This is a genomic window from uncultured Helicobacter sp. (assembly GCF_937906905.1).
Classification (GTDB): Bacteria; Campylobacterota; Campylobacteria; order Campylobacterales; family Helicobacteraceae; genus Helicobacter_B.
Map to the genome: position 1 here is coordinate 25,961 of NZ_CALERY010000027.1, position 23,979 is coordinate 49,939.

23 protein-coding genes and 1 pseudogene are annotated in these 23,979 nt (G+C 45.9%); 10 read left to right on the top strand and 14 right to left on the bottom strand.

Annotated features, from left to right (window positions below; translation table 11 throughout):
• Window positions 1-167: 167 nt before the first annotated feature.
• The 10 genes from Q0171_RS06825 to infB all read right to left on the bottom strand — a co-directional run bounded on the left by Q0171_RS06825 (window position 168) and on the right by infB (window position 11,145).
• On the bottom strand, window positions 168-650 hold the full coding sequence (locus Q0171_RS06825; RefSeq protein WP_299328129.1) for an AtpZ/AtpI family protein: 483 nt from the start codon (window positions 648-650) through the stop codon (window positions 168-170).
• Window positions 583-1,923 carry a glutamate-1-semialdehyde 2,1-aminomutase gene (hemL, locus tag Q0171_RS06830; protein WP_299328131.1) on the bottom strand — a complete coding sequence of 447 codons (1,341 nt, stop codon included), beginning with the start codon at window positions 1,921-1,923 and terminating at the stop codon, window positions 583-585. The genes Q0171_RS06825 and hemL overlap by 68 nt, the downstream gene beginning before the upstream one ends.
• 96 nt (window positions 1,924-2,019) lie before the next feature.
• Window positions 2,020-3,153: a potassium channel protein gene (locus Q0171_RS06835; protein ID WP_299328133.1), complete on the bottom strand. Its 1,134-nt coding sequence runs from the start codon at window positions 3,151-3,153 to the stop codon at window positions 2,020-2,022.
• A gap of 24 nt (window positions 3,154-3,177) precedes the next feature.
• Window positions 3,178-3,366, bottom strand: a complete 189-nt coding sequence (gene rpmB / locus Q0171_RS06840) for a 50S ribosomal protein L28 (protein ID WP_023930576.1) — start codon at window positions 3,364-3,366, stop codon at window positions 3,178-3,180.
• Window positions 3,367-3,568: 202 nt separating this feature from the next.
• A complete protein-coding gene (locus Q0171_RS06845) occupies window positions 3,569-4,249 on the bottom strand; it encodes an FkbM family methyltransferase (RefSeq protein ID WP_299328138.1) in 681 nt (226 codons plus the stop codon).
• Window positions 4,250-4,491: 242 nt separating this feature from the next.
• Entirely contained in the window at window positions 4,492-5,889 is a 1,398-nt protein-coding gene (locus Q0171_RS06850) for a bifunctional cytidylyltransferase/SDR family oxidoreductase (RefSeq protein WP_299328140.1), read from the bottom strand.
• Window positions 5,886-7,316 carry a hypothetical protein gene (locus Q0171_RS06855; protein ID WP_299328142.1) on the bottom strand — a complete coding sequence of 477 codons (1,431 nt, stop codon included), beginning with the start codon at window positions 7,314-7,316 and terminating at the stop codon, window positions 5,886-5,888. Before Q0171_RS06855 ends, Q0171_RS06850 begins: the two co-directional genes overlap by 4 nt.
• A gap of 234 nt (window positions 7,317-7,550) precedes the next feature.
• Window positions 7,551-8,006 (bottom strand): ribosome maturation factor RimP, encoded by a 456-nt coding sequence (gene rimP / locus Q0171_RS06860; protein ID WP_299328144.1) that lies wholly within the window; start codon window positions 8,004-8,006, stop codon window positions 7,551-7,553.
• Between the two features lie 27 nt (window positions 8,007-8,033).
• Window positions 8,034-8,405: a 30S ribosome-binding factor RbfA gene (gene rbfA, locus Q0171_RS06865; RefSeq protein WP_299328146.1), complete on the bottom strand. Its 372-nt coding sequence runs from the start codon at window positions 8,403-8,405 to the stop codon at window positions 8,034-8,036.
• Window positions 8,406-8,466: 61 nt separating this feature from the next.
• Complete coding sequence (infB, locus tag Q0171_RS06870; RefSeq protein WP_299328149.1) at window positions 8,467-11,145, bottom strand: translation initiation factor IF-2; 2,679 nt, start codon at window positions 11,143-11,145, stop codon at window positions 8,467-8,469.
• Between infB and Q0171_RS06875 the strand changes: the two genes are divergently transcribed.
• Together Q0171_RS06875 and Q0171_RS06880 are read left to right on the top strand one after the other, a co-directional pair.
• The gene (locus Q0171_RS06875) at window positions 11,144-11,416 is read left to right on the top strand and encodes a hypothetical protein (RefSeq protein ID WP_299328152.1); all 273 of its coding nucleotides are present in this window, start codon (window positions 11,144-11,146) and stop codon (window positions 11,414-11,416) included. The genes infB and Q0171_RS06875 overlap by 2 nt on opposite strands.
• Window positions 11,417-11,503: 87 nt before the next feature.
• On the top strand, window positions 11,504-11,656 hold the full coding sequence (locus Q0171_RS06880; RefSeq protein ID WP_299328155.1) for a hypothetical protein: 153 nt from the start codon (window positions 11,504-11,506) through the stop codon (window positions 11,654-11,656).
• Here Q0171_RS06880 and ccoG read toward each other — a convergent pair.
• Both ccoG and Q0171_RS06890 read right to left on the bottom strand, forming a co-directional pair.
• Entirely contained in the window at window positions 11,637-13,028 is a 1,392-nt protein-coding gene (gene ccoG, locus Q0171_RS06885; RefSeq protein ID WP_299328158.1) for a cytochrome c oxidase accessory protein CcoG, read from the bottom strand. The genes Q0171_RS06880 and ccoG overlap by 20 nt on opposite strands.
• Window positions 13,029-13,278: 250 nt before the next feature.
• Window positions 13,279-14,490 (bottom strand): MFS transporter, encoded by a 1,212-nt coding sequence (locus Q0171_RS06890; RefSeq protein WP_299328162.1) that lies wholly within the window; start codon window positions 14,488-14,490, stop codon window positions 13,279-13,281.
• A 148-nt stretch (window positions 14,491-14,638) separates the two neighbouring features.
• Here Q0171_RS06890 and Q0171_RS06895 point away from each other — a divergent pair, with 148 nt between their 5' ends.
• From Q0171_RS06895 to Q0171_RS06930, 8 genes and pseudogenes are all read left to right on the top strand, one after another.
• Window positions 14,639-15,616: a peptidylprolyl isomerase gene (locus tag Q0171_RS06895; protein ID WP_299328165.1), complete on the top strand. Its 978-nt coding sequence runs from the start codon at window positions 14,639-14,641 to the stop codon at window positions 15,614-15,616.
• A gap of 90 nt (window positions 15,617-15,706) precedes the next feature.
• Window positions 15,707-16,834, top strand: a complete 1,128-nt coding sequence (locus Q0171_RS06900) for a hypothetical protein (protein WP_299328167.1) — start codon at window positions 15,707-15,709, stop codon at window positions 16,832-16,834.
• A 19-nt stretch (window positions 16,835-16,853) separates the two neighbouring features.
• On the top strand, window positions 16,854-17,318 hold the full coding sequence (gene rnhA, locus Q0171_RS06905; RefSeq protein ID WP_299328170.1) for a ribonuclease HI: 465 nt from the start codon (window positions 16,854-16,856) through the stop codon (window positions 17,316-17,318).
• Window positions 17,319-17,343: 25 nt separating this feature from the next.
• Window positions 17,344-18,006 (top strand): annotated as a pseudogene (gene rnc / locus Q0171_RS06910) (ribonuclease III); the annotation flags it as partial.
• A 137-nt stretch (window positions 18,007-18,143) separates the two neighbouring features.
• Entirely contained in the window at window positions 18,144-19,244 is a 1,101-nt protein-coding gene (gene aroC, locus Q0171_RS06915) for a chorismate synthase (protein WP_299328173.1), read from the top strand.
• Window positions 19,231-19,971, top strand: a complete 741-nt coding sequence (locus Q0171_RS06920) for a phosphatase PAP2 family protein (RefSeq protein WP_299328176.1) — start codon at window positions 19,231-19,233, stop codon at window positions 19,969-19,971. The genes aroC and Q0171_RS06920 overlap by 14 nt, the downstream gene beginning before the upstream one ends.
• A 21-nt stretch (window positions 19,972-19,992) precedes the next feature.
• Complete coding sequence (locus tag Q0171_RS06925) at window positions 19,993-21,507, top strand: YifB family Mg chelatase-like AAA ATPase (RefSeq protein WP_299328178.1); 1,515 nt, start codon at window positions 19,993-19,995, stop codon at window positions 21,505-21,507.
• Between the two features lie 47 nt (window positions 21,508-21,554).
• A complete protein-coding gene (locus Q0171_RS06930; RefSeq protein WP_299328181.1) occupies window positions 21,555-22,802 on the top strand; it encodes a hypothetical protein in 1,248 nt (415 codons plus the stop codon).
• 225 nt (window positions 22,803-23,027) lie between these two features.
• Here Q0171_RS06930 and Q0171_RS06935 read toward each other — a convergent pair whose 3' ends face one another.
• Together Q0171_RS06935 and Q0171_RS06940 are read right to left on the bottom strand one after the other, a co-directional pair.
• Window positions 23,028-23,714, bottom strand: coding sequence for an alpha-1,2-fucosyltransferase (locus Q0171_RS06935; RefSeq protein WP_299328184.1), 687 nt, complete (start codon window positions 23,712-23,714; stop codon window positions 23,028-23,030).
• Window positions 23,715-23,746: 32 nt separating this feature from the next.
• Entirely contained in the window at window positions 23,747-23,941 is a 195-nt protein-coding gene (locus Q0171_RS06940) for a hypothetical protein (protein ID WP_299328186.1), read from the bottom strand.
• Window positions 23,942-23,979 lie beyond the last annotated feature (38 nt).

Here is a 23,979-nt window from a genome sequence, read left to right on the forward strand (position 1 = left end):
CCTTAAATCAAAGTTTAGATTCTAGCTACGCCAGAAGTCGGTGATTTTAGCAAAAATCCACTAAAACCCGCATAATACCCGCGCTAAAGAGATAGGAGCGCGCCTAGAATCATCTTCAAAGCATGCAGGATTCTGGCAAATTCTAAAAAGTAGGGCAGTGGCAAACTCTAGGGATTTTGCTGTTCTTTTTTGTAGCTATATTTTGGATCATTGGCTAGATCATCGAGGGATTTTTGTGTGCGCTTGTAGGCTTTATAAATATTTAAAATCGCAGCACCCACCCCCCAAAATGCACCAACACCAAGCCCCCAGGCACTACCTGTGAATCTCTGGAGCAAAATCCCAAGCCCAAGCCCAAGCAAAATCGCTACTACAATCGAAATCCCAAGGCTTAAATCATACGCGCTGTTAATAATATTCTGCGCGCGCGGAGACTTGGGGCTGGAGACTGATGCGCTCGAGTCTGCTGCCTTAGATTCTCCAGAGTCTAGGGCAGCAGAGTCTGTGGCAAGCCCCGCCCTGGCTTCCCTAGATTCTGGCTTTGGCATGCTAGAATCTAGCTTCTCATTTTTCTCCATGTGCTTACCCTTGATTTGCGGATTCTGCAGCGATTGCTGCGAAACTCTCCCTAGCTGCGCTAATGCTTTCATCAATCACGCTTTCATTCATAGGCGCGCAAATAAATCCTGTCTCAAACTGCGAGCAAGCCAGATACACGCCGCGCTGGAGCATTTCTTGATGAAATTTGGCAAAAAGCTTGGTGTCTGCACGCTTAGCGTCATCAAAATCCCGCACAACTCCATCAAGGAAGAAAAACCCAAACATACTCCCGCGCACCGCCGTGCTTATGGAGAATCCAAACTCCCGCGCACTAGATTCTAGCCCGGTAGTAAAACGGCGCGCAAGCGACTCAAGACGCTCATAGAGGTCTTTTTCACGCGTGAGCTTTTGTAGCATGGCTAGCCCTGCGGCAGTAGCGATAGGGTTGCCACTTAGCGTGCCTGCCTGATAGACTGCGCCTGCGGGAGAGAGCATATCCATAATCTCCGCACGCCCGCCAAAGGCAGCCAGCGGCATACCACCGCCAATCACCTTGCCAAAGCACACCAAATCTGGCTCGAGATTGACATAATGCTGGATTCCATTGCGTGCAGCGCGAAAGCCACTCATCACTTCATCGACAATAAGCACAATCCCATGCTCATCACATAGGGCGCGCAAAGCCAGCAGAAATTCTGGTGTGGCAGGGACTAGCCCCATGTTGCCGGCGATTGGCTCGATGATGATTGCGCCCACTTTGCCACTAGCTTCTATACAACCACGCACAGATTCTATATCGTTGTAGCGCGCCACCAGTGTATGCACACTTAGATCTGCTGGCACACCAGGAGAGCTAGGGGTGCCAAATGTCGCGCATCCACTACCAGCACTCACCAGCAGGCTATCGCTATGCCCGTGATAGCAGCCATCAAATTTGATAATATCATCACGCCCACTAAAAGCGCGCGCTAGGCGGATTGCGCTCATCGTCGCTTCCGTCCCAGAGCTTACAAACCGCAACTTATCTATACCATTATAGTTAGCAATAATAGCTTTTGCTAGCTGGGTCTCTGCACGAGTGGGCGCACCAAAGCTTAGACCGCTTTTAATCGCCCCTTGCACCGCACTTAGAATCTGCTCATCGCTATGACCAAAAAGTAGCGGACCCCAACTTTGCACAAAATCAATGTAGGCATTGCCATCGTTGTCGATAAGATAGCAGCCCTCACCCCTCTGGATAAAAAGCGGTGTCCCGCCCACGCTTTTAAACGCACGCACCGGGGAATTTACCCCACCTGCGATAACTTGCTTGGCTTCGTTAAAGTCGTTGATGCTTGTATAGATACGATTTTCTCGCTCGATTGTTTGTGTATCTAGCTGCATGCTTGCTCCTTGCTTGGATTAAGATAAATATGCTTGGGCTATTTTGGTCATTTGCACACTTTGGCAAATAGCTTCCAGAATCTAGCTAGATTCTGGCTAGATATAGTCGATTTCTTTTGGCTTTTTGGACTTCATGATAAGACGGCGCACATCAGTGATCCCCTTGGAAGTGCCTATCATAAGTAGCTTGCACTCGCTAGTGATAACCATATCCGCATCTGGCATGGCAAAATATTTGCCATCTTTTTGCGTGATCCCCACGATAAAAACTTTCGCAATCTCCCCGAAATGCCCCTCTTTAAGTTTTTTGAGCACTAGCCAGCTATATTTAGGCACAAGCACCTCCTCTAAATCTAAACCGCTGTTGTTTTTATACGCGAAACGCTCAAGGAGATTTTGCATATCTGGGCGAAGTGCCATGGCGCTAATGCGCTGCGCCATAAGCTTTGGCGCAGAAATCACCGTATCTGAACCAAGCTTCTGGAGCTTTTGCTCATCTTCTTCGGAATCTGCGCTTGAGATAATGTAGAGAGGCTTGCGATTAAGCTCCTGGGCAAAGAGCTTAGCAGACACAATGAGTGCGATATTATCCGAAAGATTTTTGGAAAATGTTACCACTCCGCGTGCAGCAGATAGACGGGCTTTGAGCATAGCGACATTTGTGTGCGGATCGCCTAGGATATAGTAGGGATATTTATGCTCGATGGCTTGCTTTTCAAAATCCGGACTAGAATCCACCACAACAAACGGAATCTGTGCCTCGCGAAACTGCTTACTAAGCTCGATTGTGTATTCGTTGTGGTAGCAGATGACATAGTGATTGCGCAAGCGCGCGATATTATGTATCATTTTTTTCTCCTTCAAAAGACCTGTGAGCACCCCAGTATTTACCACACTTACGATAAAAGCCATGCTAAATGTGATGATCGCTGCACCACTAAGCATAAGAAACGCAGTGAAAAGCACAGTGATAGCATTAAAGGTCTTTTCATTGAGCGCACCAAAGCCGGTATTTGTAAATGTATAGGAGGACTGGAAAAATGCCTGCACAATGTCGTAATCTTCAAGCAGGAAATACCCAAGCGTGCCAACTAGGATAAAAACTTGGATAAGAACTAGCGGGAGTCGAAAAGTCTTAAACTGCTCATAGAGCTGCGGGGAGAGATCAATGTCTGGCTTGGAGGAATTCCCCCAGTGCAATGCGCTCTTGAGCTTTTTGAAAAACGCCATCACAATGCCATTTGTAGATGAACCTTATGCGTGCTTTTTCATCGTCCTTAGCGTAGAAGCAGCAACTTTTACACGCATAGATGTGCCATCACTTAGCTTAATGCGGATACTGCGGAGATTGGGGAGAGATCGCTTTTTGGTTTTATTATTTGCGTGGCTGACATTGTAGCCGACCATTGGACCCTTACCTGTGAAAAAACATTTTCTTGCCATGTGATATCCTTTCTGTGATAGTGCTCCCTAGATTCCTAAACCTTTGACCACAATAGCAAAATGCTACAAAAACAAGCTTATAGAATCTAGTATATAATGGAGACTTGCGACAAAATAAGCGCGCATTCTAGCATGAAAGAGATAATTTTATACTTAAGGCTGAAATAGAATGCCAGTCCTTATAAGCATATCGCATTATCGATCACCCTTTCAGCCAGCCTTGCTTGATAAGAATAAAAGGGCATGTGCCATTTGTGTGTGGCTGTGCCATATACACATCATAGCTATACGGACGCAAAATATCCAGCAGCGCAATAAACCCACTATGCGTATCGCCCATGATGATACCCACATACTCAAAAATCTGTGGATAATGACTGGAGAGATCTCGCATAATCTCATATTCCGCACCTTCGACATCGATTTTTAGCATGATGTGTCTAAGCTTATTGGATTCTATGCAATCTTGCAAAACCAAAGAAGCGGGCTTTACTACACATTGCTGAGACTGAATATGCTCACGCTCTTCTGGTGCATATTGCTCCAAGAAAGACAAGTGTGCCGAAGAGATACCATCGCGCTCCGGAAGATAATATGCCGTGATAGTTTGCTCCGTTGTGCCAAGTCCAAAATTATGGAAGTGGATTTTGGAATTAAGATGTGGATTTAATGCGAGATTTTCTGCGGCTTTTTTGGCGATATCAGGGAAAAGCTCGAAAGAAAACACACGCTCCACATATTCCAAGCTTGCAAAATACAACGCACTATAACCACGATTTGCGCCAATATCTAGCACACTATATGTGCGATCCCCCACAATCGCTTTTGGCAGCTCATAAATATGCTCTGCGAAAATCTCCCATGCAATAGCTGGATATCGCATATCAACCTTAATCTTTGTCGCCCCATTATCAAGCAACAGCACATCATTTTCAAAGCATTTTAGACAAAAGCCCTTGCAAAACAAAGGGTGCAGATAAACTAGCAAATTTAAAAATTCATCGACACTATATGCGCGTCTCTTTTTGATATATATATATATATATATATATATATGTTTTGTTAGCCAGCAATAACCTCATAAATCTAGCATACTTGCGTATGCGCTGCCTAAATGTGTCCATTTTATCTCCTTTTGATATGTAAGATTACGCCGGTTTGCCTTGTAATGAGCAGCCCGATACACTCTCTAGCCACTTCTTTAGGATCAAGCAAAGTAGCTGGATTTTCATGTCCAAAGTTTTTTACTCGCATGGGAGTTAATGTGCGCTCTGGGACGACACAATGCACGCGGATACCATCTCGTGCATATTCATCACTTAGAGCTTGTATAAGATTGACAATCGCGGCTTTTGAACTAGAATAAATAGCATATTCTTCCCTACCCCTACTATAAGAGCTTGATGATGCAAAAACCAGCGTCCCGCTAGATTCTGCAAGATAGGCGTATGCATGTTTGGCGATATTGACAGCGCCAATATAATTTGTCGCTATCATCTCATGTATCATCATCTCGTCCATATCTTTCAAATAAGCCTTGTATAGAATGCCTGCCATATTGATTATCACATCGATTCTATGCTCTCTCTCATAGATATCGTGCAAGGCTTTTTGCACAGCACTAGAATCTGCAATATCACAGCCAGCGCTTTTTGATAGCACATGCACTATCGCACCATACTCCCTAAGGATATGTGTCATCTCCGCACCTATCCCAGAGCTCCCGCCAAACACCACAACCACAAGCGCACGCAACGCTTCAAAATCTAGATTCTCATGCAGCTGGGTTGTCTTTAGCTGAAATAGTCTATCAAGCAATGGGACATCTTCAATGCGAGTCAATTTGTGATTATTATATGCTCCTTGCACGATATGGATTGGCACCTGCGGCATGTATTGCTTCACTACTCCACAATCATCAGAGAAGCTATCCAGCGATGAGTTTGCCTCCAAAGCTTTGGCATAAGCACTCCATAATGTGTCAAACCAAAAACACTGCGGCGTTTGTCCATAGAACAGATTCTCTCGCTTTGGGATTGACTCTATCACCAAATCCTTGGCACACACAATCGTATCAATAGCAGGCACCGCTACATCAACAGCCTTATAAGACTCTAATGCACTCAAGCAGTCTTGTATGATTCTCTGTGAAAGCAGCGGTCGAGCAACATCATGAATCAAAACCCTTACAGAATCTAGCGCACTGCAATAATCGTTCATAAAAATTTCGCGCAAAAATATCAGTGCATTATGCGTCGATTGATTGCGCGTTGCGCCACCTGCGACAATCTCAATATGCTTTTTCTCACTATATGCTTTAGTAAGGCTTTTTGTCTCATCGAGCCACTGCGGATTAGACACCAAGATTATAGAATCTATCGCTTTGCACGCACAAAAGATATCAAGCGTATGTTCTATGCAGGTTTTACCAGAAAATTTGACAAATTGTTTTGGCTTCTCAAAGCCAAGCCGAGAACCCTCGCCACCAGAAAGGATTATGGCGATATTTCTTTTGCTCCTCATGGCGCGATTATCCGTGTAGTTTCCACGCATACATTTTTGTCTGCGCTATCGCTTAAAGGGTGAAATTGCCGTATTGTATAGGCGTAATCCTTAGTGATGTGCCAAAGAATCTCTCCCGCACTAGTGGATTCTGGGAGATAAAAATTCTGCGACACAATCTCTTGCCAGAATCGCCCCCTAAGCGCCGCGGTCGCTTCATAATCATCGCAAAATCGCGCCAAAAGCCCTAGTAAATCATCTATGCTACTAGCGATGAGACAGCCCTGCACCACACGCAGCGCCCAGCTATTGAGCTCTGCTTTAAAGCTCCCTTGCGTGTAAATCGTGGGCTTTCCACTTAAAAAGGCATAAATGAGCATGGAGCTAGTATCTGATATCAATACATCTGCGCGCGCAAAGCTTTCAAGGATACTATGGCTCTCGTCCCAGTATCCATATTGCCTAATATCATTTTGCAATTCATTCCACTGCGCTTGGGTCATAAACCTGCCTCCATGCACTAGATGATCATAGAGGTTTGGGTGAGGACGAAAATGCAGGGAAATTTTTCCAGATTTCGCCAAGTCAAGCAGAGGCTTCATATAATGCAAAAAAGTAGAATGCAAATCTTCAGGCGACCATCTAGGCAGATAAAGCACACGGAGCTTGCGAGCACGATTTGTGTGGCTAGATTCTTGGCAGGATTGATCGGTGCTAGGGATAGAAGATGTATATACAGCAGGGCTACTAGAATCTAAATCACGCGTAGCATAGGCGATTAGCTCTTCAAATCGTGCGCTTCCAGTAACTTGGATTCTAAGGAGGCTATTGCCATGCTGCTGGGATTGTGCGACTGCGGCATGAAATGCTGTGGGCGAGAATAGATAATCATAATATCGCAAATGATCGCTATGGTAGGCAATAATACTTCCATTATCCTCGTGTAGCCCAAAGGCATGTATCCCATACTCTACATAACAGAGCTTAGAAGTAAGAGCAATGTGTTTGCTGTGCCAAGGCTCGGGACGCAACTCATTATACGGGCGCGTGGTAAAGCAGTAGTGCGCCCTGCAATCACAAGGAGAGAGGTGGCACACATCAAAGACTCTATGCCCTGATAAATCCGCCATAGACTCCAGTCCCAGCTCATCAAACCCAATAATACAAAGCAGATTCTGCCGGTGAGCACTAGAGCTAGCAGACGCAGTATCCAAATACGGCATTGCTAAATGCTGTATCGCCAAATCTCGCTGCATGATAACTTGACACTGCATTTTAGCAGCAAATTCCCTTAGTGATTGGCTCGCTCCTAAATCATAGAATCTGGCGCCAGTAACCCTTGAGGGCATAGCAAGCACGATGATCTCAAATACCGGATTTGTCAAAAGTGCGTTAGCTATAGGCTCAAGTGCCTCCCAGCTCGCACCCCAGTCATTATAAAAAAGCACACGGATTTTTTGTGCTTGTGTGGCGTGGGGCGAGCTGGGCGAGCGGGATAAATGGGGTAAGAAAGCAAGCGGTGGGGCGACTTTACGCGCAAGATAGAGCCTGCTAAACTCCCTATCTCTGCGCTTTTTATACAGATATGCGGATAGAGATTTTCTTATAGGGGGGGGGGCAGCAGAGCTTAATGCTAGATTTTATCGCTTGCTTAATTTGTGTGTAGATAGATTGCATAGCACTCACCACTCAAATATTGTTTTAGCGCGCTTGATTGCAGCATAGGGAATAAAGCCACTAGAATCTAAAGCTTCACTTACTGCTTCTTTTGCTAGCCAAACACCCTGCTCATCGGCTTTCATCAGTGTGCCTACAATCTCTTGCTTATCAAGCAGTCTAATTTGCACCACCTCTCCACAAGAGAGCATAAAATGTCGTGGATTTTTCAGCACGCGCTCAATCCCAGGAGAGCTAACTTCAAGCATATATGCGTCTTTTATCACATCTTTGACATCAAGTAGCGGAGATATAGATTCTGATACAAGTGCGCAGTCATCGAGGCTCACGCCGCCATCTTTCATAATGCTAATGCGCAAAACTAGATTCTCGTTTTCCTTAAGCAAAGCAATATCATAAAGCCTGCAACCGCAAGAGACAATCGCTTCTTCTAAATCTCTCTCTATTGCGCTAAGCTCCATATCTCTACTCCTAATCTACTCTTTTTGCTAGTTATCTATATCCACGCCTGGCTTGTTTGGCTTAACGCTTTGCTCTGCAATACTAGCAAAAAGTCGTTCGAGATTCTGCACTCTATCCATACTCTCATCGATAACAAACTCCAGCCTAGGGCATTTATACCAGCCACTATTGCTTAGCACATACTCGCGCAAAATCCCCTGCGCACGACGCAGCATTTTGAGAATCTGGGCTTTATCCTCGATATCAGTATGGATAAATACCTGTGCATGATACTTACCTCTCGAGCATACCACATCTGTGATACTCACACTGCTAATTCGACTATCTTCAAGACTACTAAGTGCTTCGATCAAAAGCTCTTTTAGCAATGATTGTGTGCGCTCTAAATGTATTGACATGCGTCCCAGACCTCATACACCTTAATCTAACCCCAACCTAGCCCGTGCCACAAATACCAGCCTAGATCTTTTGCGCTTTTTGCACTTCGATAAAAGACTCAAACACATCGCCCACTCTAATATCATTGTAATTCTCTAGCATAATCCCACATTCATAGCCTTTGGCAACTTCTTTGGCATCATCTTTAAATCGCTTTAAACTTGCCACACTACCGGTATGGATCACCACGCCATCGCGGATTAGGCGGATTTTGACCCCGCGCAAAATCTTACCATCAGTTACCATGCACCCAGCGATTGTGCCAACTTTAGCGATACTAAATGTATCACGCACTTCAGCTTGTCCAGTATTTTCCTCTTCGACCACTGGAGACATGAGACCAGAGATAAGGGCTTTGACATCATCGATGACATCATAGATCACCGAGTAGGTCTTGATCTCCACGCCATGCTCTTTGGCTTTCATTTTTACTATCCCAGTGGGGCGCAGTCCAAACCCTAGAATCATGCTATTTTCACTGGCTGCAGCAAGTGCGACATCACTCTCACTAATACCTCCCACTCCAGAGCCAATGAGATTAACTTGCACTTCATTATTGCTTAGTTTCTGCAAGCTCTGTGAAATCGCTTCGAGACTCCCTTGCGTATCAGCCTTGATAATGAGAGGGATATTTTTAAGCTGTCCTTTTGCCACCATTTCACTAAGCTCATCAAAGGATACTTTTGTCGATTTGCTAAGCTCTTTTTGGCGCAAGTAGTTTGCAAGCTTTTGGGCATTTTCACGCGCCTGTGTGTCGCTCTCTACGACATGCAGTATGCTCCCAGCACTTGGGACTTCAGAGAGTCCAGCGATAGAAGCCACGCTTGAGGGTGTGAGCCTATCAATACTGCGCCCCAGATCGTCGCTCATCGAGCGCACGCGCCCATACGCTGTGCCAGCATAAATAGGGTCGCCGACCTTGAGTGTGCCCTGCTTGATAATAATTGTCGCCACTGGACCCCTGCCCTTTTGCACACTGCCTTCAAGAACCACACCCTGCACGCCAGAAGTTGGCGAGGCTTTGAGCTCGAGCACTTCGGCTTGGAGCAAAATCGTCTCAAGCAGCACATCTACACCCTCACCTGTTCTGGCAGAGATAGGGATAAACTCATACTCCCCACCCCAATCATTTGGGACAAACCCGAGCTCTGCACACTCGGATTTTAGCTTATCTGGATTGGCACTTTCTTTGTCCATTTTATTCATGGCGATAATGATTTGCACATTTGCCGCTTTTGCATGATTTAGTGCCTCAATCGTCTGCTGCTTCACACCATCGTCTGCTGCAATGACAATGATAGCAATATCTGTGATTTGTGCCCCACGGCTACGCATTTCGCTAAATGCTTCATGACCTGGAGTATCGATAAAACTAATGAGTTTGCCATTTTTCTCCACCATATACGCCCCAATATGCTGCGTAATCCCACCTGCCTCACCGCTAGCTATGCGCGACTCACGAATATAATCAAGCAGCGAAGTTTTCCCATGATCAACATGCCCCATGATTGTAACCACAGGCGGGCGCTCGGTAAGATCTTTTTCATCAATGATGACTTCTTGGGATTCTGGTTCTTGACTTTGGATAGAGACTTCGATTTGCAACTCTTCAGCTAGAATCTCAATCGCATCGCGATCAAGAAAATCATTCTTCGTCGCCATAAGCCCAAGTCCAAAGAGAATCTTAATCACCTCCGTCAGTGGTCTGCCCGCTGCATCAGCAAACTCATATACGCGTATTTCTTCTGGAATTGTGATGGCATTTTTCGCAACCTTGCTCATATCCACTGATTGGCGTTGGGGCTTTTTTCGACGGCTACGACTAATGGAGCGATGCTCGCTTAGCCATGGATTTTTGCGCTGGATTTTTACGCGATCCGTGATAGCTTGGCGCACTTCGTTTTCTTTGTCTTCATCGACCACCTCACGATCACTAAAGTCAAAAAGCATAATTTCATCTTGCTCTTCATCATAATCGCTTCGATGTGAGTCGAAATTTCGATCAAGCAGTTCGATTTTTTGCTCATTACCCTTGTGCGATATGGCGGCTTTTTTGGGTTTTTTGGGTTTTTTGGTTCTAGGCTCATTTTGGGCAAGCTCTTGGCTCATAAGATCGTGGATTGAAGGCATGTAGGCGGGAGACTTTCTGGAGGAAGGAGATTCTGGCGTGCTAGATTCCGTAGTTTTACGCACGATACGGATTCCAATATTACGCTGAGCTAGAGTGGAATCTCGCTTAAACTCCACTTCCTGCTTAGATTCTGCGCTCTCATGGCTGGACTCTTTAGTGGATTTTTTGGCGCCTCTTAACTCTTTTTTTGAATTCTCTTTAGCTTGAACAGATTTTTCCTCATCTTCTTGCAGAATTTCTTCTTTTGGCTGGGCTGATTTTTTTACAGATCTTTTGGACTCTTTTGTAGATTCTTTAGGGGCTTTGTCTTTGGCACTGCTCTTGACAGCAATCTTGGTTGAAGCTTTATCTTTATTGGCAGCCTTGGCAGCTTTCTTTTTGGCTGGTTCTGGGTTTGGCATATTATTTACGCCTGTTAGGACATACTCGGCAAGAATTTCTGCAAGCGATTCATCAATAGAGCTTGTCGTATTCTTGACATCAAGCCCAATCTCTTTGGCTTTTTCAAAGACTTCCTTAGGCTTTTTTGCAATTTCTGCGGCAATATCTGCGATTTTCATTTTACCCATGATTTACAATCTCCCTAATCGCTACAAGCCCCTTGTGCTTATCTCTCACAGCGCCAAAACGCGCCAGGGCTTTTGCGACTTTCCTTTCACAATTACTACATTCTCCACACAGATAGAAGCTTCTTCCAAAGCCTACAAATCCCACTACCTGCCCATCACACATGCTAAATCTCGCAAGCTCTGCTTGCAAGAAACGCTCACGACAAGCCACACACATACGAGTGGGCTTATAGACAGACTCACAGAAACGATCAGTAGAAAAAGACATTAAACCCCGTTTGTGCTTTGATGAGCGGGATTTTAGCTAATTTTTCTTAAAAATTTCCATGGATAGCATTAAGGAGCATCAAGACAGGTATTGCTCCTAGAATCCAAGCAACCCACTGCGAGAATTCATCAAGATTCTGCCACCAGAATCCACTCGCCAATCGCAAGCAAATCTTATCTCAAAGCCCCATCGACACAAATCCCTACAATCCACTCTGTGGTTTCTACTTGCGCAAATCCTTAGCTGGCGGATAAACAAAAAATGTCTTGCGCTCAACTTGGATATTATCATCATCGACTGCATAGGCTTTGATAACTATATGCTCTAGCAAATCTTTGTCCTCCAGTGCAGAATCCAGCGGAGATCTTGCCGATATAGTTACCACGCTCTTGCTCTTACTGCCAGCACGCACAGAGACAGGATCGCTTGGCGCGATGATTTCGAGTTTTTCATTATCTAAAATCTCGAAATAAAATTTATGATCTTTAGAGTCCGTATTCTCGACCAAAAATGTATAGTAATTATGCACTGCACCACTTTTGCGTATGGAGTAGGCTTGCGTATTTCTATCAATATTTAGCAGCATGGTTTCTTTATTACTTCCCACAATAAGCACAATCGAGAAAATCACAGCCAGCACAATGATATAGCCAATGGTTTTCATGCGGAAATAGCGCACTTTTGATTTTGAGCTTACCGCATTTGGCGAGCTCCAGCGCACAAGCGATGGGCGATTATAGTGCGCCATGACACTAGTGCAGGCATCAACGCATTCAAGGCAGTTAATACACTCTAGCTGCATGCCCTTACGGATATCAATATGCGTAGGACAGACTTTCACGCAAGCCACGCAGTTTGTGCATTCGTTAGCTTCATTTTGTTTTTTAGGAGCGAGCGGATTTTTCTCGCCATTTGGAGCATAGACAGCCCCGCCTCGATCACTATCATAAATCGCCATAATTGTGTCATTGTCATAGAGCACAGACTGCACGCGAGCATAAGGACAGACATAAACACAAAAATTCTCCCCAATCAGCGTGGCATCAAAGAGCAAAAACAGCCCAATCCCAAGCCAGAATCCTAGCAATATGGTATGCTCAAGAGGGTTACTCATATAGGCAAAAAAGTCATGCGGTGGCACAAAGAAAAAGAGAAAATTCGCCGCGGCAGTAAAAGCTATAAGTGAGAAAATCGCCATGGCAAGGAGCTTTTTAAGCTTATTGCTCATGAGACTAAAATCTGGCGCCTTTTGTTTATTGTCGATTCGCTTGCGCAAGCCCAAAAGCTTGGTCTCAATCCCATCGCGGTAAATCACACGAAACATCGTCTGCGGACAGCCCCAGCCACACCACACACGCCCCCCAAGGGTTGTCATAAAAAATATCCCCACAAAGAGCATGATAAGCAAAAATGGCATGAGATAAAGCTCTTGCACACTAAATACCGTGCCTAGGAGGTGCAGCTCTTTATGATCAAATGAGAGCAAAAAGATTTGATTGCCATTTATTTGGATAAACGGCAAGGACAGCGCGATAACCGCAATGCACGCATAGACAATATAACGCCTGTATCGATAGGGAAAAATAGCCGACTTAGCCTGTGTGGAATTGTGCATAATCTCTCCTTAACTGCTTACGCTTTGTGAGCCTTTGACACTGGATTTTGCTATTTAGGACTGGTCTATGGAACCCCTTTTAAGCGCAAACTCTCAAAAATTATATAACTTTAGGAAAAAAAGTCAATAATCAAGCCCACCCTGTTTTCCGCCTAACTTTATCCATGTCTAGACACAATCTCTTGTAGGAGCATGCTGGATTTTAAGGTGGCTGGATTCTAGTCTGGATCCAGTATATCTCTATGCACCCCTACAAGCTCCTTGGCGTATAGAGTGCCAAAATAAGCGCTGGGAGCGCAAAAAGTGCAGCAAAGATTGGATTCCACCCGATTCCCAAATGTGCGAAAACCACCCCGCCCAGCGCACTCGCACTCGCAATCCCCACATTAAACGCCCCCTCATTCACGCTAATAGCGCTATCTTCAAAACCCTTGGCATATTTGTGTGATGAGAGGATTGCCAGAGATTTTAGCGGTGAAATTGAAGCAAATGCCACCATGCCCATAAGACAGAGATTGATAAGCACAAGCACCTGTGAATACGCACTAAGCGCCATAAGCGCATAAATCACCACCTGCGCACCAAGCATAAGCCTAAGCGATAGAACCGAGCCCTTAGCATCGGTAATCTTTCCACCCAGCAGATTCCCCACCACCGCACTACCACCATAAAGCAGGAGAATCGAGGCAATCGAAGCGCGATCGAAGTTCGAAAGACTTAGCAGCAGCTCTGCAATGTAGGTATAGATGACAAAGCTCGCCCCGCAAGTGCAAGCCGTAATAATATAGGCGCGCAGGAGCTTTGAGGCTTTTAGTGCGAGAAAAAGTCCTTGGATATGCGTGCGCTGTGATCTCACGCGCGGCATGATAAGCAGCACACTAAGTAGCGCGATACTTGTTAGTCCAACAATAAGCCAAAAAATCGCCTGAAATCCAAACTGCTGCCCGACAAATGTCCCCAACGGAATCCCCGTAACAAGTGCGATTGTAAGCCCTGAAACCATGAGTGCTAGGGCGGTGTTTTCTTTGCCAGCTTTAGCGATTTTTACCGCAGCTATTGTGGCAATAACGAAAAATACCCCGTGCATACACCCCGCTATGAAGCGTGCAATAAGCGTGAGATAGAAACTCTCACTCACTGCGACGATAAGATTTGCTAGTAAAAAAATACCAAGATTTAACATAAGCTGATGCTTGCGATCAAGTCTGCTGATAGGGATTGTCAAAATCGGGGCGCCTACAACCACACCAACAGCATAAATCGTAACAAGCCAGCCCGCCACAGGCTGGGAAACCATAAAATACTCCGCCACATCTGGCAAAATCCCTGCGACGATAAACTCCGTCACCCCCATGCAAAATGCACTAAGAGCTAGGGCTAGAATGCCTTGGGGAGAGGGCTTTTGCTTATGTATAGATGTGGGAGATACGGGTGTTTCTAGGGGCTGGTTTTGTGTTGGCATAGGAGCTCCAAATAAAGAGAATCTAAAAATCCATGGCAAATAAAGGCGCGGATTCTAAGGTTTTTTAACTTAAGAGTTTTTTAGATACAATGCAACCCAAAGTAGCAAAATCCAGCACAATAATGCAACAGATACACGAAGGATAATAATGCCACGCCCACATGCAAGAGTGTTCAAAGAAGCACTGCAAACATTGCCACTATTCCTATGCCTAAGCTGCCTTAGCTTGCCGCTTGGCGCGCTAGAGTTTGCGCAAAATTCCAGCGCGCAGCCCAGTAGTGCAGATTCTAGCATTTTGAATTCTAGCCCAGAATCTAACGCACCAAAACCCAAGATGCGTGGCAAAATTGTGGGCGGGATTGCGATAAAAGTCAATGGCGATCCAATCACAATCCACGAGATTCTAGACCTAAGCGCCAAGCAGCACATCACTAAAGACAAAGCCCAAGCTATTCTTATCGCCCAGCGTCTCAAGACCCAAGAGATAAAGCGGCTTAATATCAACATAGATGATGTGCGCCTTGAGCAAGAGATAGAATCTATCGCCTCGCACAATAACCTAAACTATCAGCAATTTATCCAAGCTCTCCACCAACAAGGAATGGATATAGATACCTATAAACAAAAGTTAAAAGAAGGCATACAAACTCGCGAGCTCATGCGCAATATCCTGCTCTCTTCTGATACTTCTAGTGAAGCAAGTATGCGTGCCTACTATAATAAGCACAAAAATGAGTTCATCTCCGCTACGCAGGTGCAGACCATGCGGTATAGCGCCAAAGACCCAAAGCTCCTAGAACGCGCGATTGCCAATCCCAGCGTAAGCCTAAGTGGCGTGGAGAAAACCCCAGAAAAACTCACACTTAGCATGCTAAACCCCCAAATCGCACAGATGTTCTCCTCTTTACAGATAGGTGAGTTTAGCCCAATTCTTGATGCGGGGAATGGTAGCTATGTGGCATTTGTCGTGCAGGAGAAAATCGGAGAAAATACAATGAGCTTCGAAGAAGCAAAATCCATCATCGCGCAGAAATTCGCCCAAGAGCACCAAGAGCAGATTTTAGATGAGTATTTTGAGAAAATCCGCCAAAAATCCCACATAGAGCATATTCGCGACGCCAAGTAGCCATGATCCTATCCGCACAATCTTATCCAAAATCCCACCTTCAATCTCATCTTGCAATTTTCTGTGTAAGCCCCCACAGCAGCCACACACTTGAGTGTCCGTATGCTTGACTCCCTACTATTTCTCTATCGAGATCCGCTGTTTGGGATTGCGATTTTAGTCGCCATTGTGGTGATTTTGGTGTTTGCAGACTATGGGCGTAACCGCTACCGAGCCAAAAAGCGTCAAATCGCACTAGAAAATTTCGCCAAATCCTACAGCAGCAGCTCGCTTGGCGATGAGCTTGTCGAGTTTCTTCACTTAGCAAAAAATCCCCTGCCCCCACTTCTCCTGCTGGCTAAAACCTACGCACACGCTGGCGATAGTGCTGCCGCGATAAAAATCTACCTAAACCTGCTTGATAGCACCAAAGACCCACAGGAGAAGATCATCATTTTGGAGTCTTTGGGAATTGTGTATTTTGAAGCAGGATTTTTACAGCGGGCAAAAAACATCTTCCTAGAGATTTTGAAAACTCACCCAAGAAATACGCAAATTCTAGGCTATCTCATGCGCACACACGAAAGCATGGGGGAGTATAAAGCTGCGCTTGATGCGTTAGAGTGCCTTGATGAGCTAGGCACACACGGCAGTCAGGAGCTATCACAAGAGCTTTTGGAAATGAAACATTACTTGATTTTTATGCTTTTAAGCCAAGATTCCCTGCTACCATTGGAAAAAAAGCATAGAGAAATCATCGCGCTTATGCACCGTAGCGGACGGATCAACCGCCTAACACTCGAGTATCTTTTCACCTATGATCGCGAGAGATTCTGGCATGAGCTGCTACTCTTTGAAGATGTGAGCTTTTGCCTTGATATTTTATGGCGCTGCAAGAGAGACGAAGTGCCAATCGCACAAATCGCCTCGCGTGCTGATATTATGGATATTTTCATCGCCAAGGGCTTTGTGCTAGCGCCTTTGGACTCTAAAATAGAATCCATTGTAGGAGAATCCACGCCCCCAAACACACATACCAATACAAATCGCCCCAGACTCTTTGCCCTAGAGGTATTGCGCGTGCTTCAAGCCCACTCTAGCGCCAGAGGCACGCTAAGCTTTGAATACCGCTGTCATCACTGCAAAAATCTTTTTCCCTTTGACTCCTATCGCTGCCCAATGTGCGCAAAAATCGGGGAAATGGATCTTGTCTATAAAATCCAAGAATCCACACAATAATCCACAATAAAGGCACAATATGAAAGATATCACAATCTATACCGATGGCTCATCACTTGGGAATCCTGGACCTGGAGGCTACTGCGCGATTTTGATTTACAGAGGCGTGGAGCTCATCGTCCAAGGTGGCGAGCCAGATACGACAAACAACCGCATGGAGCTAACCGCTCTTCTCCAAGCTCTCAAAGCCCTAAAAGAGCCTTGTAATATTAAGCTCTACACAGATTCCCAGTATGTCGCACAAGGTATTAGCGAGTGGCTCTCTGGCTGGGTTAAAAAGGGGTTTCGCGAGGTAAAAAACCCAGATCTCTGGCGCCAATACATCAGCCTAAGCGAACCGCATACCATAAAGCCCTACTGGGTCAAAGGTCATAGCGGGGATTTGATGAACGAAAAATGTGATAGAATTGCCAGATCTCAAGCACAGCAAGTCCAAAATCTCGCCCAGCATATCACACCACCAAAAACCCTGCTCGACATGTGAGCAACCCAGAATCTAAAGGCATGCGATGAATTCCCTCCACCATCTCCAAAAGCTTCTAGGATATGAGTTCAAAAACCGCTCCCTGCTCCTTGAAGCACTCACACACAGAAGCGCTGCCAAGCTGCACAATAATGAGCGACTAGAATTCCTAGGCGATGCGGTGCTGGATTTGCTCGTGGGGGAATACCTCTTTGATCGCTTCCCTAGCTACAACGAGGGAAAACTCTCCAAAATGCGCTCAAGCCTTGTCAATGAAAGAATCTTTGCGATTTTTGCGCGTGATTATGGGATTGGCGCACTACTGCGACTCTCTAGCAGTGAGGAGCAAAACCACGGCAGGGACAAAGACTCCCTTCTCTCTAATGCTTTTGAAGCAATTATTGGTGCGATTTATCGTGAGGCAGGACTAGAGCGTGCCAGAGAGATTGTCTATGCAATCTTGCAAAAGCACTACCCAAATATGCAAATCCACGATCTCCAGCTCGATTACAAAACCACCCTGCAAGAAATCACACAAGAGCGCTTTGGTGTGCTACCTATCTATACTCTCCTTACCCAAGAGGGTCCCGATCATAAAAAACGCTTCACCATGCAAATTCTTATCAACGACAAAATATATGGCACTGCTTCTGGCACATCAAAAAAGCTTGCCCAGCAAGCCTGCGCGAAAATCGCTTACGAGCAGCTAGGATCTAGCAAACCAGATTCTGCTTCTGTGCAGCTTCTTGCACCAGCCAAGCAACCCGCCAAATCCAAAAAGCCACCGCGCGTGCAATCTGCTTGCAAGCAAACTTCCAATAAGCAATCTTCTCAAAAAGGCAAAGCATGAATACCTTTGGTCAAGCACTGCGCATAAGCACATTTGGAGAGTCCCACGGCGAAGCAGTAGGTTGTCTCATCGATGGATTCCCAGCCGGTGTAGTGATTGATGAAGCATTTATTGCTAATGAAATGCAGCGCCGCAAAGGTGGGCAAACCCCCTATGCCACGCCACGCAGAGAAGAAGATAGCGTCCAAATCCTAAGCGGCGTGTTTGAGGGCAAAAGCACAGGCGCACCCATCGCGCTTCTCATCGCAAATGCCAACACCAAATCCAAAGACTATACCGATATCCAGTCCCTTTTCCGCCCAGGTCATGCGGATTTCACCTACCATGCCAAATACGGCATACGCGACTATCGAGGCGGGGGCAGAAGCTCGGCGCGCGAGAGTGTGGCGCGCGTAGCGAGCGGAGCATTTGCCAAAATGCTTTTACGAGAAATTGGCATTATTTGTGAAAGTGGGATTTTACATATTGGCAGCTGTGCGGGCAGCGAGATTGACTTCGCGCATGCTAGGGGGAGTGAAATTTTCGCGCTAGATAAACACCAAGAGGAGGCACAAAAGCGAGCAATCCTTGAAGCGCGCAAAAATCACGATAGTATTGGGGGCTGTGCGCTTGTGCGCGCATATAGCACAAATGCTACATTACAAAATGCGCTACTTGGACTTGGCGAGCCACTATACCACAAGCTTAGTGGGAGCATTGGCGGTATGATGATGGGGCTAAATGGAGTCAAAGCCGTAGAGATTGGCGATGGTATAGAATCCAGCAAACGACTCGGCAGCCAAAATAATGACTGCATGGATTCTAGCGGTTTTAAAAGCAATCACTGCGGTGGGATTCTAGGGGGGATTGCCACAGGAGCGGAGATTAGGGTAAAGGTATATTTCAAGCCTACTCCTAGCATATTTCTCCCCCAAGCCACGATTAACACAAGCGGTGCAGAGCGCGAGCTCACACTAAAAGGCAGGCATGATCCATGTATCGCGGTGCGTGGAAGTGTGGTGTGCGAAAGTTTGCTTGCTTTGATTCTAGCGGACATGGCACTACTTCGCATGACCAATCGCCTAGAATCTATCAAGGCATTTTATGAAGATAGATAATATGAATCCTACAAAAGGTTGCACCACAGCACCTGCGATCTCCCGTATCTCTACTACTACCACCAGAATCTTACGCTTCAACATCTCTAGCAGATTCTGCAAGCTAGCGCTTATTGGCACACTTTTGTGCGCGCAAACCCCAGCCCAGCTTAACGCAAAGCCTGGTGATTGGTTTGAGACTTGGGGAGATATATTTCAGTTTCTCCCGCTTATGGTAGGTGTATATTCATTAGCGAAGCAAGACTACGAGGGTGTCGCGCAACTCGCGCTTGGCACAGGCAGCACACTAGCAATCACATTTATCAGTAAATACACCTTCGTAGGTATTGCCCAGGTCAATGAGCGTGCAGCAGGAATTAGCCAGCGACCAAATAATGGAAGTTTTGATGGATTCCCAAGTGGGCATACTTCCTCTGCTTTTAGTGCGGCAGGCTTTATGCAAAAGCGCTATGGCTGGAAATATGGCTTGCCCACCACACTGCTTGCTACATCGGTTGGGATTTCGCGTATCACTAGTGAGCGCCATACCGCACTGCAAGTCATCACAGGCGCGTTGCTAGGCTATGGGGTTAGCTATCTTTTTGCCAAGCGTTATAGCAACATTGTGCTAGATATTGATATTGGCACAGCACCTATTGCTATGCGCAGCGCAGGATACGCCAATACATCTGGTGCGACGCTAGGCTATGAGCAAATCTACAAAGCTAGTATCATGTATCGATTCTAAATCCCAACACAAAGATAAATAATGGTAAATAAAATTCTCTGCGCTACGCGGAATGGCATAGGTGGCTCGATTGTGCAGGTGCAGGCAAATTTCGTGCGTGCCCTCCCAGCATTTGTCATCACAGGTCTTGCAAACAACTCAATCCAAGAGAGCAAGCAGCGAGTGCAGAGCGCATTACATCACATGGGATTCCAGTTCCCACCATTAAAAATCGCTATCAACCTAGCCCCTGCAGATCTTGCCAAATCTGGTAGCCATTTTGACCTGCCTATCGCGCTTCTTATCGCCCTACATAAAAAGCAGCTTGACACACAAGAGTGGTTTGCCTTTGGCGAGCTTGGGCTTGATGGGGTGCTTACCTATAATGACAACATATTTCCACTACTGCTTGAAGTCTCCCTCCAGCACAAAAATGCCAAAGTCATCTTGCCAAAATCTGGACACAAGCTTTTTTGCCACCTGCCACATTTGCAAATATTTTACGCGCAAAACCTCCAAGAAGCTCTAGCCATTATCGAGAGCGGGGAATCCACCCCAGAGCCTCAATGCCAGAATCTGCAGTTTGATACGATAGAGGTGTGTGGGGAGAATTACTACTATACACGCGATTTTGCACTAGATTTTGCCGAGGTCAAGGGTCAAGAAGTCGCCAAGCGCGCTGCACTCATCGCTGCAAGCGGGTTTCACAATATCCTCTATGAGGGGAGTCCGGGCTGTGGAAAAAGCATGATTGCCAAGCGCATACGCTATATCCTGCCACCCATGAGCCTAGAAGAGATGATAGAAAGCGTCAAGCTCCAGTCCCTAAGCGCGCAAAATCCAGCCTACTCGCCAATCCGCCCATTTCGCGCACCACACCAAAGTGCTTCAAAATCCTCTATCCTAGGCTCTGCCACCGCCAATGAAGCCAAGCCCGGTGAAATCGCCCTAGCGCATCAGGGTGTGCTGTTTTTTGATGAGCTGCCGCATTTTGCCAAAGAAGTGCTAGAGGCTATGCGCGAGCCGCTGGAGAATAATGAGCTTATTATCTCGCGCGTGCATAGTAAAATCACCTATCCCACGGCATTTTTATTTATCGGCGCGCAAAATCCCTGCCCCTGTGGCAACCTCCTAAGCCAAGCCAAAGAATGCCGCTGCACACAAAAGGAAATCACCTCGTATAAAGCGCGCCTTAGTGAGCCATTTTTGGATAGGATTGATTTATTTGTCCAAATGCAAGAAAACGAGCAAGACCCCAAGCCCTCCTTAGATTCTGCTACGATGCAAAAGATGGTTTTCCAAGCCTTTAGCGCGCAGAAACAGCGCGGACAGCGGGTGCTAAATGGCAAGCTCAATGAGCGCGAGGTGGAGGAGTTTTGCGTGCTTGATGAGGGAAGCTTAGGGATTTTGCAGCAAGCAAGCGCACGATTTGGTCTCTCCCACCGCGCTATCCAGAAGCTTAAAAAGCTCGCGCGCACGATAGCAGATCTAGACAACTCGCCCGGCATTAGAAAAGAGCATGTCCTCCAAGCCCTTAGCTATCGGCAAATCTCTTAGGATAATATGCTAGAATGCGCTTCAAAATCCACACTAAAAGGCAATATGTGAAATCACTGCTACAAACTATTCTTGGCGCCACTCTAGCAAGTGTGCTCATGCTTGGCACAAGTCTGCATGCCAAAAGCTCGATCATCTCTCCACTTCCGCTCCCACAGGAAAAGATTCTGGATATCGATGAGCACGCATGTGGTGATGGCTGCTTAAAAAAACTCTATATAAATGGCTATATTTTTTCATTTCTTGCTAAATTCACACCTGGCACGGCAGACAAAAAACTACTACAATATTTCTCCGAAGCTATGGCGCAGCTTAATGGTGCAGAAGTGCAAATTTCAAGCGATAAAGCACACTTCAAAGTTGCCCTGCTTATCCCCAAACAGCTTGTAGGGCGCTACTCCGTAAGCGTGGCAAATACGATTCTAGCCTATCTCATTACGCGCAATATCGACTTTGACTTTCAAGTCTTTGACTGCGTAGATGAAAGTCGAGAAAACATAGAGTCTGGCTATATGCGCGTTATCCAGAGCAATGCTGATTTTGTCATCGCCATGCTAGGACCAGTGGGCACAGAACATTTGATCGCGTATGAAAATCTCATCTACCCTACCTATATCCCCACTATCAACAAAGAGCGTCTCTCTCCCGAGCTACTTGCTAAACTGCCCGGGAATCTCTATTTTGGCGGGATCAGCTATAAAGAGCAGTTTGAGACTCTGCTGCCCCTCATAAAAGGTGAGCCAATCGTCGAATATACTGATGATAGCCAGATTGGTAGCTATCTTTCTATGCTTTTTGCAAGCTTCAACCAGCCCATAAGCCGAAAGCGCACACTCACAAGCCAGGAAGCCTCGCAGTTTAGCAAAACCCTATCAAGCGAGGAAACATACTTCGCTGATGCTGCGCTTATACTGAATACTGCTGCACCCAAAACTGGGCTGATTCTCTCTCAAATTGAGCTTAGCGAAGAGAGCCCAAAAGTCTATCTCTCTACCCAAATCAACTTCAATCCCATTATCCTCCAGCTTGCCTCACCAAAATCCCGCGAGAATCTGTTTGTAGTAAGCTCTATTGGGACTATCGATACCGCGCTTATGGAATATGCGTTTTTGCTTAATAATGACCTGCGCTACGACTGGGTGAGCTATGCGACTTCTATTGGTGTGGAATTTGGGCTAAAAATGATTACAAAAGATGGGCGAAGTCTATTTGGCGAGGGTATGCAAGATCAGCAAATCCGCTATCAAAACAGACTCTGGACGACACAAGGCTCCAACTTCGTGCTAGCCAAATAGCCCAAATCCACACTGGATCGCGCAAGCCTCATCTACAAGTCAGCCTTCTCTAGCGCAAGCAGCTTGCACGATTTTCGCTTGATCTAGAATCCACTTTTATTTAGCTGCGCTCTTTGGCACACTTGATTACCCCAAGTAGGATTAAGCACAATCCAATCTCTAGGCATCACATTGTTTGAGCATTCTGGCTCATCAAGCAAATGTATGCTAGGCATTACGACTATCTTATGTGGATTTTCCTATTAAGTATGCTGCCCACCAGCTAAATGTGCTATTAGCAGTGATAGCGTGCTTGCAGCTACGCATAAGCATAAGCTCTTGCGTGGGGTTGCTCTCATCATTGCTGTCAATAAAACTAAAGGAACTCCCAGCATAGACCCTAGAATCCAATAGCCCTAAAAACTCCTGCTTGCACCACGCAATATCATTGCTAAAGACAAAAAAATGCACCTTACCAAGTGTCTTGCATACTTGCGCTATGGCGCATTCATAGTAGGCTTTACCCAGCTCGATATACTCCCACAATCGCAGATAATCCCCTCTCCTAATGTGGAGAAAAGTCGCATTGGGGGTATTTTGTATGAGTGTTTGTAGGTGTTTATTTTGGCTATTGAGTGTGCAGGTAAAATCCCTGCGCAAAATCTCTGCAATCCCATCGATATACACAAGATTGCCATAGTAGCCAAACACGCGCGTATCGCTTGTGATAGAATGTAGCGGTATAGCTTCACCTAATTTGGCTTCTGTGATTGTGGATTTATAGGGGTGGGTTTTGCGATTGCTTGGCAGAAATGCTTGGAATATCTGGCGCAGTGGCTTTGGCGCAATGTGTAAAAGCTTATGATATATGCGGAAAAACCAAAACCACTTATCGCATTGATAAAAGTGGCTAAAAAGCTCAGGCTTAGACAAAATAGGCAGCGAAATAGCAAAATGTGCTATTTCTAAATCACGCGTATCTTGCCCCCCCCCCCCCCGATTCCAGCAGTAGCATTTGCTTGAGTAAATGCCCTTTTGGATTCTGGGAGAAAATGTGTCGCTTCTAGTGCTACTTCAAAGCCTTTGGATTCTAGGAATTTGGCAAAGGCGTATTGAAACATTTGATTCCCAAGCCCTCCGCATAGATAAATAGTAACCATAGCCAGTCCTTTACCTTTTTTCTCTGTCCTTGCTTGCC

Excerpts from the sequence above, each read along its gene's own strand:
- Q0171_RS06825 (WP_299328129.1), bottom strand. The coding sequence starts at position 650 with ATGAAAGCATTAGCGCAGCTAGGGAGAGTTTCGCAGCAATCGCTGCAG.
- hemL (WP_299328131.1), bottom strand. The coding sequence starts at position 1,923 with ATGCAGCTAGATACACAAACAATCGAGCGAGAAAATCGTATCTATACA.
- Q0171_RS06835 (WP_299328133.1), bottom strand. The coding sequence starts at position 3,153 with ATGGCGTTTTTCAAAAAGCTCAAGAGCGCATTGCACTGGGGGAATTCC.
- rpmB (WP_023930576.1), bottom strand. The coding sequence starts at position 3,366 with ATGGCAAGAAAATGTTTTTTCACAGGTAAGGGTCCAATGGTCGGCTAC.
- Q0171_RS06845 (WP_299328138.1), bottom strand. The coding sequence starts at position 4,249 with ATGCGATATCCAGCTATTGCATGGGAGATTTTCGCAGAGCATATTTAT.
- Q0171_RS06850 (WP_299328140.1), bottom strand. The coding sequence starts at position 5,889 with ATGAGGAGCAAAAGAAATATCGCCATAATCCTTTCTGGTGGCGAGGGT.
- rimP (WP_299328144.1), bottom strand. The coding sequence starts at position 8,006 with ATGGAGCTTAGCGCAATAGAGAGAGATTTAGAAGAAGCGATTGTCTCT.
- rbfA (WP_299328146.1), bottom strand. The coding sequence starts at position 8,405 with ATGTCAATACATTTAGAGCGCACACAATCATTGCTAAAAGAGCTTTTG.
- Q0171_RS06875 (WP_299328152.1), top strand. The coding sequence starts at position 11,144 with ATGATTTACAATCTCCCTAATCGCTACAAGCCCCTTGTGCTTATCTCT.
- infB (WP_299328149.1), bottom strand. The coding sequence starts at position 11,145 with ATGGGTAAAATGAAAATCGCAGATATTGCCGCAGAAATTGCAAAAAAG.
- ccoG (WP_299328158.1), bottom strand. The coding sequence starts at position 13,028 with ATGCACAATTCCACACAGGCTAAGTCGGCTATTTTTCCCTATCGATAC.
- Q0171_RS06890 (WP_299328162.1), bottom strand. The coding sequence starts at position 14,490 with ATGCCAACACAAAACCAGCCCCTAGAAACACCCGTATCTCCCACATCT.
- Q0171_RS06895 (WP_299328165.1), top strand. The coding sequence starts at position 14,639 with ATGCCACGCCCACATGCAAGAGTGTTCAAAGAAGCACTGCAAACATTG.
- rnhA (WP_299328170.1), top strand. The coding sequence starts at position 16,854 with ATGAAAGATATCACAATCTATACCGATGGCTCATCACTTGGGAATCCT.
- aroC (WP_299328173.1), top strand. The coding sequence starts at position 18,144 with ATGAATACCTTTGGTCAAGCACTGCGCATAAGCACATTTGGAGAGTCC.
- Q0171_RS06920 (WP_299328176.1), top strand. The coding sequence starts at position 19,231 with ATGAAGATAGATAATATGAATCCTACAAAAGGTTGCACCACAGCACCT.
- Q0171_RS06925 (WP_299328178.1), top strand. The coding sequence starts at position 19,993 with ATGGTAAATAAAATTCTCTGCGCTACGCGGAATGGCATAGGTGGCTCG.
- Q0171_RS06940 (WP_299328186.1), bottom strand. The coding sequence starts at position 23,941 with ATGGTTACTATTTATCTATGCGGAGGGCTTGGGAATCAAATGTTTCAA.